General features: G+C 69.4%; 18 protein-coding genes. 9 read left to right on the top strand and 9 right to left on the bottom strand.

Annotated features, from left to right (window positions below; genetic code table 11):
- Window positions 1–58: 58 nt before the first annotated feature.
- Window positions 59–658, top strand: coding sequence for a TetR/AcrR family transcriptional regulator (locus ACQRWP_RS17555; RefSeq protein ID WP_430496153.1), 600 nt, complete (start codon window positions 59–61; stop codon window positions 656–658).
- A 53-nt stretch (window positions 659–711) separates the two neighbouring features.
- On the opposite strand, the gene ACQRWP_RS17550 is transcribed toward ACQRWP_RS17555, so the two are convergent.
- Window positions 712–1,101, bottom strand: coding sequence for a hypothetical protein (locus ACQRWP_RS17550; protein WP_430496152.1), 390 nt, complete (start codon window positions 1,099–1,101; stop codon window positions 712–714).
- Between the two features lie 53 nt (window positions 1,102–1,154).
- Window positions 1,155–1,538 carry a DoxX family protein gene (locus ACQRWP_RS17545; RefSeq protein WP_430496150.1) on the bottom strand — a complete coding sequence of 128 codons (384 nt, stop codon included), beginning with the start codon at window positions 1,536–1,538 and terminating at the stop codon, window positions 1,155–1,157.
- Window positions 1,539–1,717: 179 nt separating this feature from the next.
- On the opposite strand from ACQRWP_RS17545, the gene ACQRWP_RS17540 reads away from it, so the two are divergent.
- Window positions 1,718–2,611: an RNA polymerase sigma-70 factor gene (locus tag ACQRWP_RS17540; RefSeq protein WP_430496148.1), complete on the top strand. Its 894-nt coding sequence runs from the start codon at window positions 1,718–1,720 to the stop codon at window positions 2,609–2,611.
- Window positions 2,612–2,718: 107 nt separating this feature from the next.
- Here ACQRWP_RS17540 and ACQRWP_RS17535 read toward each other — a convergent pair whose 3' ends face one another.
- Complete coding sequence (locus tag ACQRWP_RS17535) at window positions 2,719–3,918, bottom strand: low temperature requirement protein A (protein WP_430496146.1); 1,200 nt, start codon at window positions 3,916–3,918, stop codon at window positions 2,719–2,721.
- 178 nt (window positions 3,919–4,096) lie between these two features.
- Here ACQRWP_RS17535 and ACQRWP_RS17530 point away from each other — a divergent pair, with 178 nt between their 5' ends.
- Window positions 4,097–4,675, top strand: coding sequence for a TetR/AcrR family transcriptional regulator (locus tag ACQRWP_RS17530; RefSeq protein WP_430496145.1), 579 nt, complete (start codon window positions 4,097–4,099; stop codon window positions 4,673–4,675).
- Window positions 4,676–4,706: 31 nt separating this feature from the next.
- Here the strand turns inward: ACQRWP_RS17530 and ACQRWP_RS17525 are convergent, their stop codons facing one another.
- Window positions 4,707–5,339 (bottom strand): hypothetical protein, encoded by a 633-nt coding sequence (locus tag ACQRWP_RS17525; RefSeq protein WP_430496143.1) that lies wholly within the window; start codon window positions 5,337–5,339, stop codon window positions 4,707–4,709.
- A gap of 171 nt (window positions 5,340–5,510) precedes the next feature.
- On the opposite strand from ACQRWP_RS17525, the gene ACQRWP_RS17520 reads away from it, so the two are divergent.
- Both ACQRWP_RS17520 and ACQRWP_RS17515 read left to right on the top strand, forming a co-directional pair.
- On the top strand, window positions 5,511–6,221 hold the full coding sequence (locus ACQRWP_RS17520; protein ID WP_430496141.1) for an HAD family hydrolase: 711 nt from the start codon (window positions 5,511–5,513) through the stop codon (window positions 6,219–6,221).
- Between the two features lie 407 nt (window positions 6,222–6,628).
- Window positions 6,629–7,414, top strand: a complete 786-nt coding sequence (locus ACQRWP_RS17515; RefSeq protein ID WP_430496139.1) for a L,D-transpeptidase family protein — start codon at window positions 6,629–6,631, stop codon at window positions 7,412–7,414.
- Between the two features lie 13 nt (window positions 7,415–7,427).
- On the opposite strand, the gene ACQRWP_RS17510 is transcribed toward ACQRWP_RS17515, so the two are convergent.
- The 5 genes from ACQRWP_RS17510 to ACQRWP_RS17490 all read right to left on the bottom strand — a co-directional run bounded on the left by ACQRWP_RS17510 (window position 7,428) and on the right by ACQRWP_RS17490 (window position 10,307).
- A complete protein-coding gene (locus ACQRWP_RS17510; protein WP_196924288.1) occupies window positions 7,428–7,700 on the bottom strand; it encodes a hypothetical protein in 273 nt (90 codons plus the stop codon).
- A gap of 47 nt (window positions 7,701–7,747) precedes the next feature.
- Window positions 7,748–8,179: a hypothetical protein gene (locus ACQRWP_RS17505; RefSeq protein WP_112583019.1), complete on the bottom strand. Its 432-nt coding sequence runs from the start codon at window positions 8,177–8,179 to the stop codon at window positions 7,748–7,750.
- Between the two features lie 185 nt (window positions 8,180–8,364).
- Window positions 8,365–9,066, bottom strand: a complete 702-nt coding sequence (locus tag ACQRWP_RS17500) for a VOC family protein (RefSeq protein ID WP_430496137.1) — start codon at window positions 9,064–9,066, stop codon at window positions 8,365–8,367.
- A 177-nt stretch (window positions 9,067–9,243) separates the two neighbouring features.
- Window positions 9,244–9,927, bottom strand: coding sequence for a hypothetical protein (locus ACQRWP_RS17495; RefSeq protein ID WP_430496135.1), 684 nt, complete (start codon window positions 9,925–9,927; stop codon window positions 9,244–9,246).
- Between the two features lie 2 nt (window positions 9,928–9,929).
- Entirely contained in the window at window positions 9,930–10,307 is a 378-nt protein-coding gene (locus ACQRWP_RS17490; protein WP_430496133.1) for a PadR family transcriptional regulator, read from the bottom strand.
- Between the two features lie 254 nt (window positions 10,308–10,561).
- On the opposite strand from ACQRWP_RS17490, the gene ACQRWP_RS17485 reads away from it, so the two are divergent.
- From ACQRWP_RS17485 to ACQRWP_RS17470, 4 genes are read left to right on the top strand one after another with little or no spacing between them, the layout of a single operon-like run.
- A complete protein-coding gene (locus ACQRWP_RS17485) occupies window positions 10,562–11,848 on the top strand; it encodes an ABC transporter substrate-binding protein (protein ID WP_430496132.1) in 1,287 nt (428 codons plus the stop codon).
- Window positions 11,845–12,840: a carbohydrate ABC transporter permease gene (locus tag ACQRWP_RS17480; RefSeq protein WP_430496131.1), complete on the top strand. Its 996-nt coding sequence runs from the start codon at window positions 11,845–11,847 to the stop codon at window positions 12,838–12,840. The genes ACQRWP_RS17485 and ACQRWP_RS17480 overlap by 4 nt, the downstream gene beginning before the upstream one ends.
- Before the next feature lies 1 nt (window position 12,841).
- On the top strand, window positions 12,842–13,678 hold the full coding sequence (locus tag ACQRWP_RS17475; RefSeq protein WP_124816208.1) for a carbohydrate ABC transporter permease: 837 nt from the start codon (window positions 12,842–12,844) through the stop codon (window positions 13,676–13,678).
- Between the two features lie 10 nt (window positions 13,679–13,688).
- Complete coding sequence (locus ACQRWP_RS17470; RefSeq protein ID WP_430496130.1) at window positions 13,689–14,897, top strand: ABC transporter ATP-binding protein; 1,209 nt, start codon at window positions 13,689–13,691, stop codon at window positions 14,895–14,897.
- The last annotated feature ends 79 nt before the right edge of the window (window positions 14,898–14,976 follow it).

Genomic DNA, 14,976 nt, shown 5'->3' with positions numbered 1-14,976 from the left:
ATGAGCGACTGTTCATACCGACGCAAACGGCGGCGGCGGAACCGCCTAGACTTCGGGCATGCCGCGCGGAGTCGCCATCCCAGCGCTCAGACAGCAGCTCTTTGCTGCCGTCGAGCGGTTGATCGTGGAAGAGGGGCCGAGCCGGCTCACCGGTCGGGCCGTGACGCGCGAGGCCGGCGTCGCGACCGGGCTGCTCTACGCGCACTTCGCGAACTTCGACGATTTCCTGACCGGGTTCGCGGTCGACCGCGTCTTCCACATCTCCGGCGAGGTGGCCGGCCTGCCGGAGCGCGCCGGGTCCGGCACCGTCGCCGACAATCTGCACCAGGCCGTCCTGGCCACGCCGTTGGGCACGCTGACGGCGTTGACCCGGCTGACCGCATGCCGGCCGGAGTTGACGGCGAACGTCGAAGCGGTCCTGGGCAGCGGGATGTCGGGGCTACGGGGGGTCGAACGTGCGGTGGCTGACTATCTGGCCGCCGAGCAGACCCGCGGGCGCGTGCCGGCCGGCGTCGACACCGAGGCACTGGCCCTGGCGGTGGTCAGCGTGCTGCACCACGTCGCGCTGACCGGCCACGCCGACCCGTCAGCGGATCACCGGATCCAGCGGGTGATCGGCGCGCTCACCGACGGGTTCCCCGCCGCCGCACCCTCCTGAGCGCCCGAGCCGTGGTGGCTCCACCCGGCGGCTGTGCCGAGGCCCGGAAGGGCTCACTGATAGCCGACGTGGACGATCAGCTTGCCCTCTCTGGGGTTGGCCCCCACGTAGACAGATGCCGGGTCGAACACTGTCGGCGGCAGGCTCAGGTCCTCGGAGAGACCCATCTCGCGGGCCAGGTCCTCCGGTGACTGCCCCGCCGCGGGCACCAGGGTGATCGTTCGCCAGCATCCACCGGAGGCGCACTCCATGCTCTCGTCGGCGACCGTCGCCCCGGACGGCACCTCCGGCATCCGCGACTTCGGCGGCAACGATCCCTCGGTCTTGAACACCTGCAACCACAGGAACGACAGGACCCACAGGCACGACAGCAGACCCAGTGTGACGGACACGGCCACGAGGGTGCGCTTGGTGCGTCTCCTCAGCGCGGTCCGCGACGTCATTGCGCGAGGATAGCGGGGCACGGTCGATCAGCCGGGGCAGGAGTGGGCTCAGGTCAGCCGGTGAAGGGCTCGGGTCCCAGGCGGCCCCAGGCCACGAACGCGGCCAGCGCGAGGTAGACCAGATTCAGTCCGATGAACCTCGCTTCGCCGTGGCGCAGGTGGGTGATCATCGCGCCGATCATGAGCAGGACCCAGCAGATGGCGGTCACCGGCACCAGCACCGGTGCGATGTCCAGCACGGCGGGCAGGATCAGGCCGACCGCGGCCAGGAGTTCGAGGACGCCGAGGGTCTTGACGAAGCCCACGCTGGCGTCGTCGGTCCACCCGCCGCCGTTGGCCGCGGCCAACTTCTGCTTGGGTACGAATGTCTTGGTGATGCCGCCGGCCAGGGCGACTGCGGCCAGCAGGCCGGCCGCGATCCACAGTGCCAGGTTCATGAGTTTCCCTTCGTCTCGGGTCACACAGGAGACACCGCCGGTCGGTGCGCTGTGACGGCTCGTCGAGTGACGAGGAGCACGGGCGCCCGGCGTCACACAAGGCCGGAGGCCGGTGTCTGGTGGGCGAGGCGGTCGAGTTCGGCGAGACTGGAGGACGCATGGATGCTGGAGGCGGAATCATGAGTGCGGACGGCCAGGGGGACCGCGCCGTCGACGCGTTCGTCAGCCACCGGAACCTGCTCTTCACCGTCGCCTACGAGATGCTGGGCTCGGCCGCCGACGCGGAGGACGTACTCCAGGAGACCTGGCTGCGGTGGGCGGACGCGGATCTCGCGGCGGTGCGGGACCAACGCGCCTACCTGGTCCGGATCACCACCCGACTGTCGCTCAACCGGCTCCGGGCGGTCGGACGGCGCAGGGAGTCCTACGTCGGCTCGTGGTTGCCCGAGCCGCTGTTGACCGCACCCGACGTCGCCGACGACGTCGAACTCGCCGAGAGCGTCTCGATGGCGATGCTGCTGGTGCTGGAGACGCTGGCGCCGACCGAGCGGGCGGTGTTCGTACTCCGTGAGGTCTTCGACCTTGGATACGACGAGATCGCCGAGGCTGTCGACAAGAGTTCGGCAGCGGTCCGTCAGATCGCCCACCGTGCGCGGGCGCATGTCGCCGCGCGGCGGCCCCGCGGGATGGTCTCGCCGGCCGAAACCCGACGTGCGCTCACGGCGTTCCGGCTCGCGGTCGAGACCGGCGACGTGCAGGGCCTGCTCGACGTCCTCGCGCCGGATGTCGTGCTTCTCGGCGACGGCGGCGGGATCAAACAGGCGCTGCTGCGACCGGTCACCGGCGCCGACAAGGTGGCTCGACTGCTGTGCAGCACACACGCCAGGACGGCGACCATGTCGCTGCACCCCGCCCAGGTCAACGGCCACCCGGCGCTGGTTCTGCGGATCGACGGCGCGGTCGACACGGTCCTCGCGCTGCGTATCGACGACAGTCTCATCAGCGGGGTCTACGCCGTGCGTAACCCCGAGAAGCTGTCGCACATGCGGAGCGAAACGGTCCTGCGTCGCTGAACGACCGCCTGGGCGCGCTGCGCCTCCTCGCCCGCTTCAGTCAGCAACGACCGGCCGCGTACGTCGTCGACAGACGCGACCCTCGGCCAGGGGCTTCGACACAGACCCTAGTACGGGGGCGTGGGCGTCTCCGGCGACCGGTGGCGGGAGCGTCGCGTGTCCGCGCTGGCGACGCCGAGCAGCACCACGGCGGCGACCGCGCCGGCGGTGAGCGGCCGCAGGTGCAGTGCTGCCGGGATCAGCAGGCCGAGGACCAGCAAGCCGGCCAGCCGGGACCGGGAGACCCGACCGAAGACCTGGTATTCGAGCGCCGATCGTCCGGCGAGGAAGAGCGCCGGGCCGCCGAGGATGGCGATGAGCCAGGCCGCCGGTAGGTGCCCGAGTGGCTCGGCGATGAACAACTCGAAGCCGACGCCGGTCAGCACGATCCCCGCGATCATGACCATGTGGGCGAACGCCATGTCGGTCGCGAGCCGGGCCGGGTTGCGGGAACGGGCGATGGCCGCGTCCAGCATTCCTCCCGCCACGTGGAAGTAGATCCGCCAGAGCAGGACGGTGCTCGCCAGCGCCAGGACGAACCCACCCGTCTGGTCGGTGTGGAACTCGCTGCCGCTGAAAGCGAGGCCGATGACGAAGATCGCCTCGCCGAGAGCGATGAGGAGGAACTGTTGGTACCGCTCGGCCAGGTGTTCGGCCGCGATCATCTGGACGCCGAGCCGTTGCGCGCCGAGTCGTGGGGTCGGCCAGCCGAAGAACAGCCCGGTGTAGTCGATCAGCACGGCGAGAGTCCAGAGTGCCCCGCGAACCGTGCCGTCGTTGACCAGCCCGCCGACGACCCAGAGCGGTGCGCTCAAGCCGAACCAGAACATGATCCGGATCGACTGTTGGGGGTCTGGTCGGCCGTGCCCGGCGACGTGGAAGAACACCACTCGGCCGATCTGGAGGGTTACCAGGGTGATGGCGAAGAGTGAGGCCCGTGCGCCGAAGCCGTGCGGCACGGCGACGGCCATCGTCATGGCACCGACCAACGTCATGATGATGACGGTCTGGACGATCGGGGCGTCCGGGTCCAGCCAACTTGTCGACCAGACCGTCACCGACCAGACCGCCCACAGCGCCAGGAACAGCAGCAGAGCCTGGCCGAGGCCCGCGTACACGCCGCGGTGGCCGTCGGTGAAGTCGGCGATCAGCCGCGCGGAGATCCGGGTGAGGGCGAAGACGAAGACCAGGTCGAGGAAGAGTTCCAGGAAGGTGGCCCGCTGGCGGGTGGCTTCGCTGCGCAACAGTCCGTCGGGGGTGTGCGTCATCGGCTCGCCACGCGCCGGTGTCGCCGAACGACCACGTGCCCTCCCGTCGCGGTGATCTGCTCGCCTAACGAGCCAGGGGGCGGCGGTGGCACGCGGAGAGAGGGGCCGGGCCACCCACAACAGTCACCAATCCGTCACCCGACCGCTACGGCAGGTGTACGCCTCTACGCTCGTGGGCGTGCCCGGACCTGCCGAGAAGGCCACTGAACAGGACCGGCGTGACCTCATCGTCACGGTCGCGCGAGAGTTGGCCGAGACGGAGGGCTGGGCGGGGGTGACCACCCGACGGCTCGCCGAACGAACCGAGATCGACATGGGCGACATCTATCGGCACTTCGCCGATCTGGAGGCGCTGATCGCCGCCGTCGCGGTGTGCGCCTTCGCCGATCTGGCCGCCGATCTCGCCGAGGCGCACGCGGAGACCTCCGGCAGCCCCGAGGGGGTCTGGCCGGCGGTCGCGACCGCGTACCTCGACTTCGCGTACACGAACCCCGAGGTCTATGACGCGATGCTCGCGCTGACCCCCGACCTGGCCCTCGGCGTGGATGGCGTGCCGGCCGCGCCGCGGGCGGTCTTCGCCGAGCTGCGGGCGGCCCTCACCCCGCTCGCCGAGGGCCGGGACCCGGACACCCTCGCCGAGGTGGGTTGGAGCCTGCTGCACGGCGTGGTGATGCTCACCCGGGGTGGCCGGCTGCGACCGGAGGGGCAGGAGGACCGCGAAGCGTTGATCGCGCAACGGCTGCTGCGGTGGCCCTGACCAGGCCGCCGCCGACGCCCCTCGATCGTGGTCAGTTGATGGGCTTGCGGTCGGCCGGACCCTCGTCGGTGAACCGGAATGTGGTGTTCAGCTTGGCGTTGCCCAACTCCTTGAGGATCAGGCCGTTGCCGGGGAGGTGCTGGAGGAACCGGTTCTCGCTGCCGATCGCGTACGTGCCGTCGCCCTTGGCGATGATGGTGAACCGCTGGATCGGGTCGTCCGGGTCGCAGACGACGGCCCCGATGGTCAGTTCAGGCTCGATATCCAGGCCGTTCACCTGCCAGCAGGACGGGTCGTCGTTGGCGGGGTGGCCGTCCTTCACGCCGAATGCCCTGATCACGTACCGGTCGCCGCCGATCGGCGTCGGCACGAACAGGGTGCGACCGCCAGTGTCGCCGCCCTCCTCGAGCCGCCCGCTGATCTCCAGCGCCTCCCCGGAACCCTGCACCCGGGTGATCGTGACCTCGCGCTTGCCGGACAGCAGTGGGCCGGCCGCCGCTGCCGATGACGTGGCCGGTGCCGCTTCCGTCGGCGTCGGCGTGCCTGTCACAGCACCCGACGGCGTCGTCGTGCCCGCCGCCTTGTCCGCACCGCTCTGGCACGCCACCAGCGCGCTGGTGCAGGCCAGCATCGCCGCGCCGGTGACCCACTTCATGGTGACCATGCCGTACTCCTCGAGAGCCGTCCCGAACCTGGGCGGGAATCATCATGGATGTCGCCTCCGCAGGACGACGGCCGCGCCGGAACGGTTCACGAAAATCCGGAAGATCTCAAATCGATCTCCCGCCTATCCTGTCTCTCGGCCTTGGGGGCGGTGGCACGGGGAGGGTTTGGCATGACGGTCGGCGTGGCGGCGCGACGACAGGCACAGGTATTGATCTTCGACGCGGACGACACTTTGTGGGAGAACAACGTCGTCTTCGAGCGGGTGATCGACGACTTCCTGGGCTGGCTGGACCACCCCACCCTGGACCGGGCCGAGCTGCGGGTCGTCCTCGACGACATCGAGCGGGCCAACGCGGTGGCGCACGGGTACGGCAGCGAGGTCTTCATGCGCAGCCTGGCGGAGTGCCTGGAGCGGCTGCGCGAGCGGCCGGCCACCGACTCCGAACGTCAGGAGATCGACCGGCTGGCGGTGGCCCTCGTCGAGCACCAGGTGGAGCTGATGCCCGGGGTGGCCGACGCGCTCGACGAGCTGGCCGGCCGGCACGAGTTGCTGCTGCTCACCAAGGGCGACCAGGAGGAGCAGCAGCGCAAGCTGGACGCCTGCGGCCTGCTGCACCACTTCGGGGCCGCGCACATCGTCGCCGAGAAGAACGTCGACACGTACCGGTGGCTCACTCGGGAGCACGGCTTCCCGCCGGACGGCGCGTGGATGATCGGCAACTCCCCGAAGTCCGACATCCTGCCGGCGCGGGCCGCCGGGTTGAACGCGGTGTTCATTCCGAACGCGAACACCTGGGTGCTGGAGGACGACGAGCTGGACCCGACCGACGGCGGGGTGCTGCGGCTCGCCGCGTTCCGTGACCTGCTGCGCCACTTCTGACCGTCGGAGCCAAACAGCGTCGGCGATCATGGTCGCGTTACGCCGACCTGCCCGATTTTCATCTTGGGGTCAGTCCTGCCGCCGGTCGTCCGGAGCGGCTTGTCCGGCCGGTCGGAGCCCGCCTAGCCTGGTCCGGCGCTCACGGCCCTTCGGGGTGTGTCGGGGCGCGTCGGCGTTCGGCGGGTGAGCACCGTGGAGCTGAGTGCGAAGTGGCCGGCTCACCCCGTTGCGGCGCGTGGCGTCGTGCCACGCCCGCGCCGCGGGGTGCCGGAGCTGTCCGCTTCCCTGCCGGATGGCCGAGGGTCAGGGCCGGGTAGTTGCGGACCCGGTCCTGACCCGGCCCGCGAATCGTTCGACAGTGCGGAGCGGGGCAGACCGCGCGCCGGTTCGACTGTCAGGATGGCGGCATGAAGCGCAGATCTCTCCTACTCGGCGCGGCGGCGGGTCTGGCCGCCCCGGCCGTGCTCACTCCGGCCGCGCCCGCACTCGCGGCGGACCGGCCGCTGCGGCCGGGCTGGGGCACGCCCCCGGCGCAGCGACCCTGGACGGTGCCGCAGCTATCGAACCGGGCCAGCGCGCTGACCACGCTGCCGGCGGAGACGAAGCAGGTGATCATCGTCGGCGCCAGCAGCTACACCACCACCTACGCCACGCTGGAGGCGTACGTGCGGGTCCGGAACGGCTGGCAGCCGGCCTCGGCGTCGTTGCCCGCCCGGATCGGCTCGAAGGGCTTCAGCGACAACCACGTGGAGGGTGTGCCGACCACGCCGACCGGCGTCTACTCGATCGGCCCGACCATGTACGGCATCGCCGCCAACCCGGGCGTGCTATACCCCTACCACCGGCTGGTCAGCGGTGACTGGTGGAACGAGAATCCGTCGTCCGCGCGCTACAACACGTTCCAGCAGAGTGCGAGCAACCCGGGCGGGGCCAGCGAGGCACTGTGGAAGGAGGTCCCCGCGTACACGCACTTCGCGGTGATCACCTACAACATGCCGCCGAACGTGCCGAAGCCGGTGCCGAACGCGGGCAGCGGGATCTTCCTGCACCAGTTCAGCACCAGCGCCGGCAACGCCACCGCTGGTTGCGTCTCCCTCGCCCACGGTCACCTGGTCGACGTGCTCAACTGGCTGGACCCGGCGCTGTCACCACGCATCGTGCTCAGCCCGTACGCCCAGCTGAGCCGATACTGAGAAGCGTCGCGGCTCAGCCCTCGCGTCGGACGATCGACACCGCCACCCGGCAGAACTCGTCCATGTCCGGGTTGAACCCGGCAGCGATGTCGGGATGCAACCCGGAGCGGGTCTCCTCCAACAGTCGCTGGCAGACCTGCTCGACCGGTTCGCCGGCGTAGCCGGCGCGGACCCGGTCGGTGGCGGCCTGAAGCGCCGAGGTCAGCTGCTCTTCCAGCGGGCCGCGCAGCTTCTGCTGCACAGGATCGAGCCCGCGGGGGTCGAGCGTGACATGTGGCTCCGACATCGGTGCTCCCTTCGTCGGCGTCCGCGATACCCCACCGCGGACGTCGGTCAAACCCCGGTCGGTACGGCGGCGACCCGCACCTGGTACGAGAATTCCTCCGCCGGTTCCTCGTGGTACGACAGCCGGCGGATCTGCCGGTCGTCGTCGTAGAGGGCGACGTCCACCAGCACGCCGAGGTGGGCGAGGCCGATGCTCGACACCCGCTTCTTGTCTTGCAACACCGCGCAGACGCCGCCGAGCAGGGTGCTGGCGTCGGAAGTGCGGTGCCCGGGCGGGCAGCGCAACACCAGGTCCACCTCGATCGGCCCGGGCAACGGCGTCCAGCCGGTGCGCTGGGCCGCGGCGAGGGCGGCCTGGAGCAGGGTGCGGACCCTCGTCGCCTGCCGGTGCCCGGCGGCGAAGATGGACAACGCTTCGGTCTTGACCGGTGGCAGGCCGCTCACCTCGAACGTCAGGGCGAGAGCGCGGGTGTCCTGCACGACGGCACCTCCTCGTTGGGACGATCCTGCCGAACCGGGGGAGCGGCGGTGGGATGTTCCCGCGATTACCAACCGATCGGGCAGGCATGGGTCGGCCGGAGGCGTGTCGACGGCGGCGGCGAACGCGCCGGCTACGGCGCTAGGAAAACGCTAGCCGACGGCGCCCGCGCTCGGTAGTCGGTCGTTCACCCGGTGGGGCGTGGTGCGAAGGCGCAGAACTCGTTGCCCTCGGGGTCGGCCAGCACCCACCATCGGCTTTGGGCGCTCGGCTCGTGCAGCAGGGTCGCGCCCGCGTCGAGCAGCGCGGTCGGCTCCGGGTCGACCAGGTCGACGTCCCAGTGCAGGCGGTTCTTGACCGTCTTGGGCTCGGGCACCCCGACGAACACCCAGTACTCCCACGGAAACCCGGCCGCGCCGACCACCGACGAGGTGCTCGACTCGTGCTCGATGGTGCCGCCGACCACCCCGGCCCACCAGGTCGCCTGCGCCGCCGGGTCGGTCGAGTCCACGACCAGCTCGAACGGGCCCGGTCGGGTGCCCTCCCGGGCGGGGAACGCGCAGAACTCGTTGCCCTCCGGGTCGTCGAGCACCCACCAGGTCTCCTCTCCGGCCGGTTCGCGAACCAGCCGGGCGCCGTCCGCGAGCAGCGCCGCCGGGTCCGCGCTGGCCAACCGCAGATCCAGGTGTACGCGGGTCTTGCCGACCCGAGGCTCGGGCACCTTGTTCACCCAGATGGACTCGGCGTTCGAGCGCGCCGAGCGGGGGTCCACCCGGGTGTCGTCGTCACCGGCATCGGCCACGTCGCCGTCGAGCATCCGGGCCCAGAAGGCGCCGAGTGCGAGCGGGTCGTTGGCGTCCAGACAGAGGTCCTTGAAGCGCGCGATCATGGTTCCAGCATGCCTGGTCCGGGCGGACCGGTGGGCCCAGTGCCGCTTCGAACGCCTTCCAGCCGGGCCCACTGTGGGGTCAGCATGCGCATGACTTCGTAGATCTTGGACAGTTTCCGTTCGGGCGGAACGGAAACTGTCCAAGATCTCCAGTTCGGGATTGCTCGTCTTCGACCGTCAGGCGGGTTTGACTGTGTGAGGGGCGTCGGAGACGACCCGATGCTCGCGGAGCGACAGGCGACGCGCCAGCACCGTGGCACCGGCGAGCGCGGCCAGGACCATGGCGATCTCCGCGACCACCACCGGCGGCGCCGTGCTGTAGCCGGTGGACCAGGCGAAGCCGACGGTGATCGGCGTAATGATGATGCCGGCCGCCGGCACGAGGACGGTCATCATCCGAGCCGTCCGCCGGATCCTGGGCAGCTCGCGAAGCCGGGTCCGCACCGCGATGACCGCTCCCACGGTGACCACGGCGCCCGGTACGCCGTAGTAGACGGCGACGGCGAGCTGGATCGGTACCTCGATCGAGCGGGGGATGTCGACAAGGTTGACGAATACCGGGTAGATCGCCATCAGGAGGCCGTAGCCGAGCACCGCACCGAGCATCGCGCCGATCAGTGCGGTGCCGAGAATGCGGCTGTAGTCGCTGCGCACTCGTCGGACGCCAGCCTCGTCGGCGAGCCGCCGCGCGAAGCCGGCCACGTCACCGCCGAGCAGCTGCACAGGATCGCCCCCGTCGGCAGCCGCGGCCCGCAGGTCGAGGCGCAGGTCCGCAGCGAGTGCCGCCCGATCGGCCGAGCCGACCCCGTACCCGCGCCACGCCTGGTCGGCTTCGCCCAGAAGGCCGTCGATGGTGTCCATGGTCAACTCCTCTTGGGGCTGTGGTCGAGCGGGTCGAGAACGGCGCCAACGGTGTCGGCGAACCGGTGCCACTGCTTCTGCCAGGCGTCCAGGTGGATCCGGCCGGACCTGGTCAGCGCGTAGACCTTTCGGGGCGGGCCGGTCGGGCTGACCTGCTGTTCGTGAGCGACCAGGCCGAGTCGGCGCATCCGGGTCAGCAGTGGATAGATCGTGCCGTAGCTGATTGCGCCAAAGCCGGCTGTCTCCATCCGCCGAACCAGCTCGTAGCCGTGCGCGGGCTCGCGTGCCAGCAGCGCCAGCAGGCACATGTCCAGGGCGCCCCGCAAGAGTTGGGTCTGCCGCTCGTTGTCATAGGTCGGCTGACCCTCTGCCACTACCATGCCGCACATAATAGCTCACTACTTGGCGTCACGATATACCGGAGTTCGAAAGCCGTCGACCCGATCCAGGCGGCCGGTCGCTGCGCGCACGCTCGCCGTGACAGTCAGGTTTCGCGGCTTCACGGGTGGGGCAGAGTAGCCGCTACAGAGCATCTGGGCCGGTGTTTCCGCAGCTTGCCGACTCGGAATCGGCTCGCCGTGCGCCGGGGCACGGACGCCCTCCCCGGTCTTTCGCCGAGGAGAGGGGGAGGGCGATGACGGACCCCGAAACGGCTCGACACCGACGCCGGCCGGTTGTTCGGCTGGGCGCGGCGGCTGCCGCGCTGGCACTCGTCGCGCCGCTGGCCGCGTGCGGCGCGGACGACGCTGGCGGCCCACCGACGATCAACCTGTACTACCCGCCCGAGCAGAACCTGCAGAAGGTCGTCGACGACTGCAACGCGCAGGCCCAGGGACGGTACGAGATCGCCTACCGGGTGCTGCCCCGGCAGGCCGACGACCAGCGGGTGCAGATGGTGCGCCGGCTGGCCGCCGAGGACAGCGGGATGGACCTGCTCGGGTTGGACGTCACCTGGACCCAGGAGTTCGCCAGCGCCGACTGGATCCGCGAGTGGACCGGCCAGGACAAGGCCGAGGTCGAGCAGGGCACCCTCGCCGGGCCGTTGGACACCGCCCGGTACGAGGACAAGTTGTACGCGGCGCCGAAGAACACCAACGTCCAGTTGCTCTGGTACCGCAAGGACCTGGTGCCGCAGCCGCCGACCACCTGGGACCAGATGATCAGCGCGGCCCAGCAGCTCAAGGACCAGGGCAAGCCGTACCAGGTGCTCACCATGGGCGCGCAGTACGAGGGTCTGGTCGTCCTCTACAACACTCTGGCCGAGAGCGCCGGCGGGAAGATCCTCAACGACGACGGTACGCAGGCCGTGATGGACGAGGGCACGGTCCGGGCGTTGGAGCAGCTGAAGAAGTTCGCCACGTCGGGCGTGACCTCGCCGTCGTTCACCAACGCCACCGAGGACCCGGTTCGGCTGGAGTTCCAGTCCGGCTCCGGCGCGTTCCAGGTGAACTGGCCGTTCGTCTACCCGGCCCTTCAGGAGGCGAACCCGGAGCTGGCCAAGCAGGTCGGCTGGGCTCGGATTCCGGGCATCGACGAGGGCACCCCCAGCAAGGTCACCATCGGTGGGGTCAACCTGGCGGTCAGCTCCTACTCCAAGCACCCGGAGCAGTCCTTCGAGGCGGCCCGGTGCATCCGTAGCGCCGAGCACCAGAAGTTCTCCGCCATCAACGACGGTGTGCCGCCGACCATCGAGGCAGTCTTCGACGACCCGGAGATGACCGAGGCGTACCCGATGAAGGACACCATCCTGGAGGAGCTGAAGGAGCCGGCGACGCGGCCGCTGACCCCCGCCTACCAGAGCATCTCCACAGTGATGTCGGCGATCCTGTCGCCGCCGTCCGGGATCCGTCCGCAGCAGACCGCCGACGAGCTGCGCGGCGCCATCGCCGACGCCCTCCAGTCCAAGGGGGTCCTGCCGTGAGTATCAACGCCACGCCGACCGGCGCCGATGTCGCCGCCGACGAGACCAGCGAATCCACCAGCCAGCGCGCCACAGTGCCCACCCAGCGTGGTGGCCGTCGCAAGGCCCCGTTGAGTGAGAACAAGAAGGCCGAACGCCGGCTCGGTCTGCTGCTCTGCGCGCCGGCCGCGCTGGTCATGATCCTGGTGACCGCGTACCCGATCATCTACTCGGTCTGGCTGTCTTTGCAGCGCTTCGACCTGCGCTTCCCCGACCAGCGTGAGTTCATCGGGCTGGAGAACTACGTCACCGTGCTCACCAACGAGTTCTGGTGGACCGCGTTCGGGGTGACCATGCTGATCACGGTGGTCACCGTCGCCGTCGAGCTGGTGCTCGGCATGGGCCTGGCGATCATCATGCACCGCACCCTGGTCGGCCGCGGCCTGGTCCGGACCTCGGCGCTGATCCCGTACGGGATCGTCACAGTCGTCGCCGCGTTCTCCTGGCGGTACGCCTGGACGCCCGGCACCGGCTACCTGGCCGACCTGTTCAGCGACGGCGCGCCGCTCACCGAACGGGCCAGCTCCCTGGCGATCATCATGCTGGCGGAGATCTGGAAGACCACCCCGTTCATGGCGCTGCTGCTGATGGCCGGGCTGGCCCTGGTCCCGGAGGACCTGCTCAAGGCGGCCTCCACCGACGGCGCGACCGCCTGGCAGAAGTTCACCAAGGTGATGCTGCCGGTGATGAAGCCGGCGATCCTGGTCGCGTTGCTGTTCCGCACCCTGGACGCGTTCCGGGTCTTCGACAACATTTTCGTGTTGACCGCCGGAGGCAACGAGACGTCGTCGGTGTCGATGCTCGCCTACAACAACCTGATCCGGGGTCTCAATCTCGGTATCGGTTCGACGATGTCGGTGCTGATCTTCATCACCGTGGCGATCATCGCCTTCGTCTTCGTGAAGCTGTTCGGCACCGCTGCTCCGGGCAGCGACGACGGAGAGAGGCGCTGACATGGCTGTCGAAACCACTACCAGGGCAAAGCTGCGCTGGGGTCTGCTCGACGTCCTCGTGGTCGTCTTCGCGCTGGTCCCGGTGCTGTGGATCGCGTCGCTGTCGTTCAAGACACCGGCCACCCTCACCGACGGGAACTTCATCCCCCGGGAGTGGACGCTGGACAACTACCGGACCATCTTCGACACCGACCAGTTCGTTCGGGCGCTGGTCAACTCGATCGGCGTCGCGCTGATCGCCACGCTGGTCGCGGTGGTGCTCGGTGCGATGGCCGCGTACGCGATCAGCCGGCTGGACTTCCCCGGTAAGAAGCTGCTGGTCGGCGTCTCCCTGCTGATCGCGATGTTCCCGCAGGTGTCACTGGTGTCGCCGCTGTTCGAGATCGAGCGTCAGCTCAAGATCTTCGACACCTGGCTCGGGCTGATCCTGCCGTACATCACCTTCGCGTTGCCGCTGGCGATCTACACGCTGTCGGCGTTCTTCAAGCAGATCCCGTGGGACCTGGAGAAGGCCGCGAAGATGGACGGCGCCACCCAGGGCCAGGCGTTCCGGCGGGTGATCGCGCCACTGGCCGCGCCCGGGCTGTTCACCACGGCGATCCTGGTCTTCATCTTCTGCTGGAACGACTTCCTGTTCGCGATCTCGCTGACCTCGACCGAGCGGTCCCGCACGGTGCCGGCCGCGTTGTCGTTCTTCACCGGCGCGTCGCAGTTCGAGGACCCCACCGGGGCGATCTGCGCCGCCGCGGTGGTGATCACCGTTCCGATCATCCTGTTCGTTCTCTTCTTCCAGCGTCGCATCGTGTCCGGTCTGACCTCCGGCGCGGTAAAGGGATAGGTGGGTAGTCATGGCTGACATCGTGCTGGACAAGGTGAGCAAGAGCTTCCCGGACGGGACCGTCGCCGTGCAGGACGTCGACCTGGAGATCGCCGACGGCGAGTTCGTGATCCTGGTCGGGCCCTCGGGCTGCGGTAAGTCCACCACCCTCAACATGATCGCCGGGCTGGAGGACATCAGCTCCGGTGAACTGCGCATCGCCGGGCAGCGGGTCAACGACAAGGCCCCCCGGGACCGGGACATCGCCATGGTGTTCCAGTCGTACGCGCTGTACCCGAACATGACCGTGCGGGAGAACATGGCGTTTCCGTTGCGGCTGGCGAAGCTCGACAAGGGGACCATCGACCGCAAGGTCGACGAGGCGGCGAAGGTGCTGGAGCTGACCTCGCTGCTGGACCGCAAGCCGGCCAACCTCTCCGGCGGCCAGCGCCAGCGGGTGGCGATGGGCCGGGCGATCGTCCGCCAGCCGAAGGCGTTCCTGATGGACGAGCCGTTGTCCAACCTCGATGCCAAGCTGCGGGTGCAGATGCGCACTGTGGTGTCCCGCCTGCAGAAGCAGCTCGGCACCACCACCGTCTACGTCACCCACGACCAGACCGAGGCGATGACCCTCGGCGACCGTGTGGTGATCATGCGCGGGGGCGCGGTGCAGCAGGTCGGGCCGCCCCAGGAGCTGTACGACCACCCGAAGAACCTCTTCGTGGCCGGCTTCATCGGCTCGCCGTCGATGAACTTCCTGCACGCCGCCGTGCAGGACGGCGAACTGCACACCGCCCTGGGCAAGGTGCCGCTCGGTGACCGGGTCCGCCGGGAGCTGGAGGCGGCTGACGCGCCCCGTGAGCTGATCCTCGGCATCCGGCCGGAGCACTTCGAGGACGCCGAACTGGTGGACGACGACACCCGTCGGCGGGGCATCGAGTTCGAGGCGCCGGTGGACATCGTCGAGTCGATGGGCTCGGACAAGTACGTGTACTTCACCGTCGAGGGTGAGAAGGCCAGCGCCGCCGAGTTGGAGGAGCTGGCCGCCGACGCGGGCGCCGCCGACTTCGCCGGCGCCGGCGGCAACCTGGTGACCCGGTTGTCCGCCGAGTCCCCGGTCGCCGAGGGACAAACGCGGCGGGTCTGGTTCAACCTGGAGAAGATTCACCTGTTCGACCCGGCCAACGGCCGCAACCTGACCCTGCACGAGGGGCGGGCCGCCGGCGCGCTCGCCGACTGACTGCCAGCCAGATCGCGCCGATCTTGCAGTTTCGGTTGTCGACATAGGCGGAATGCCCCTCGTGTCGGAACAGGAACTG

The sequence above is a fragment of the Micromonospora trifolii genome, assembly GCF_050516465.1.
Lineage (GTDB): Bacteria > Actinomycetota > Actinomycetes > Mycobacteriales > Micromonosporaceae > Micromonospora > Micromonospora trifolii.
The sequence above is the reverse complement of the archived record's forward strand: the minus strand, read 5'-3'. Positions and strand labels throughout refer to the sequence as shown.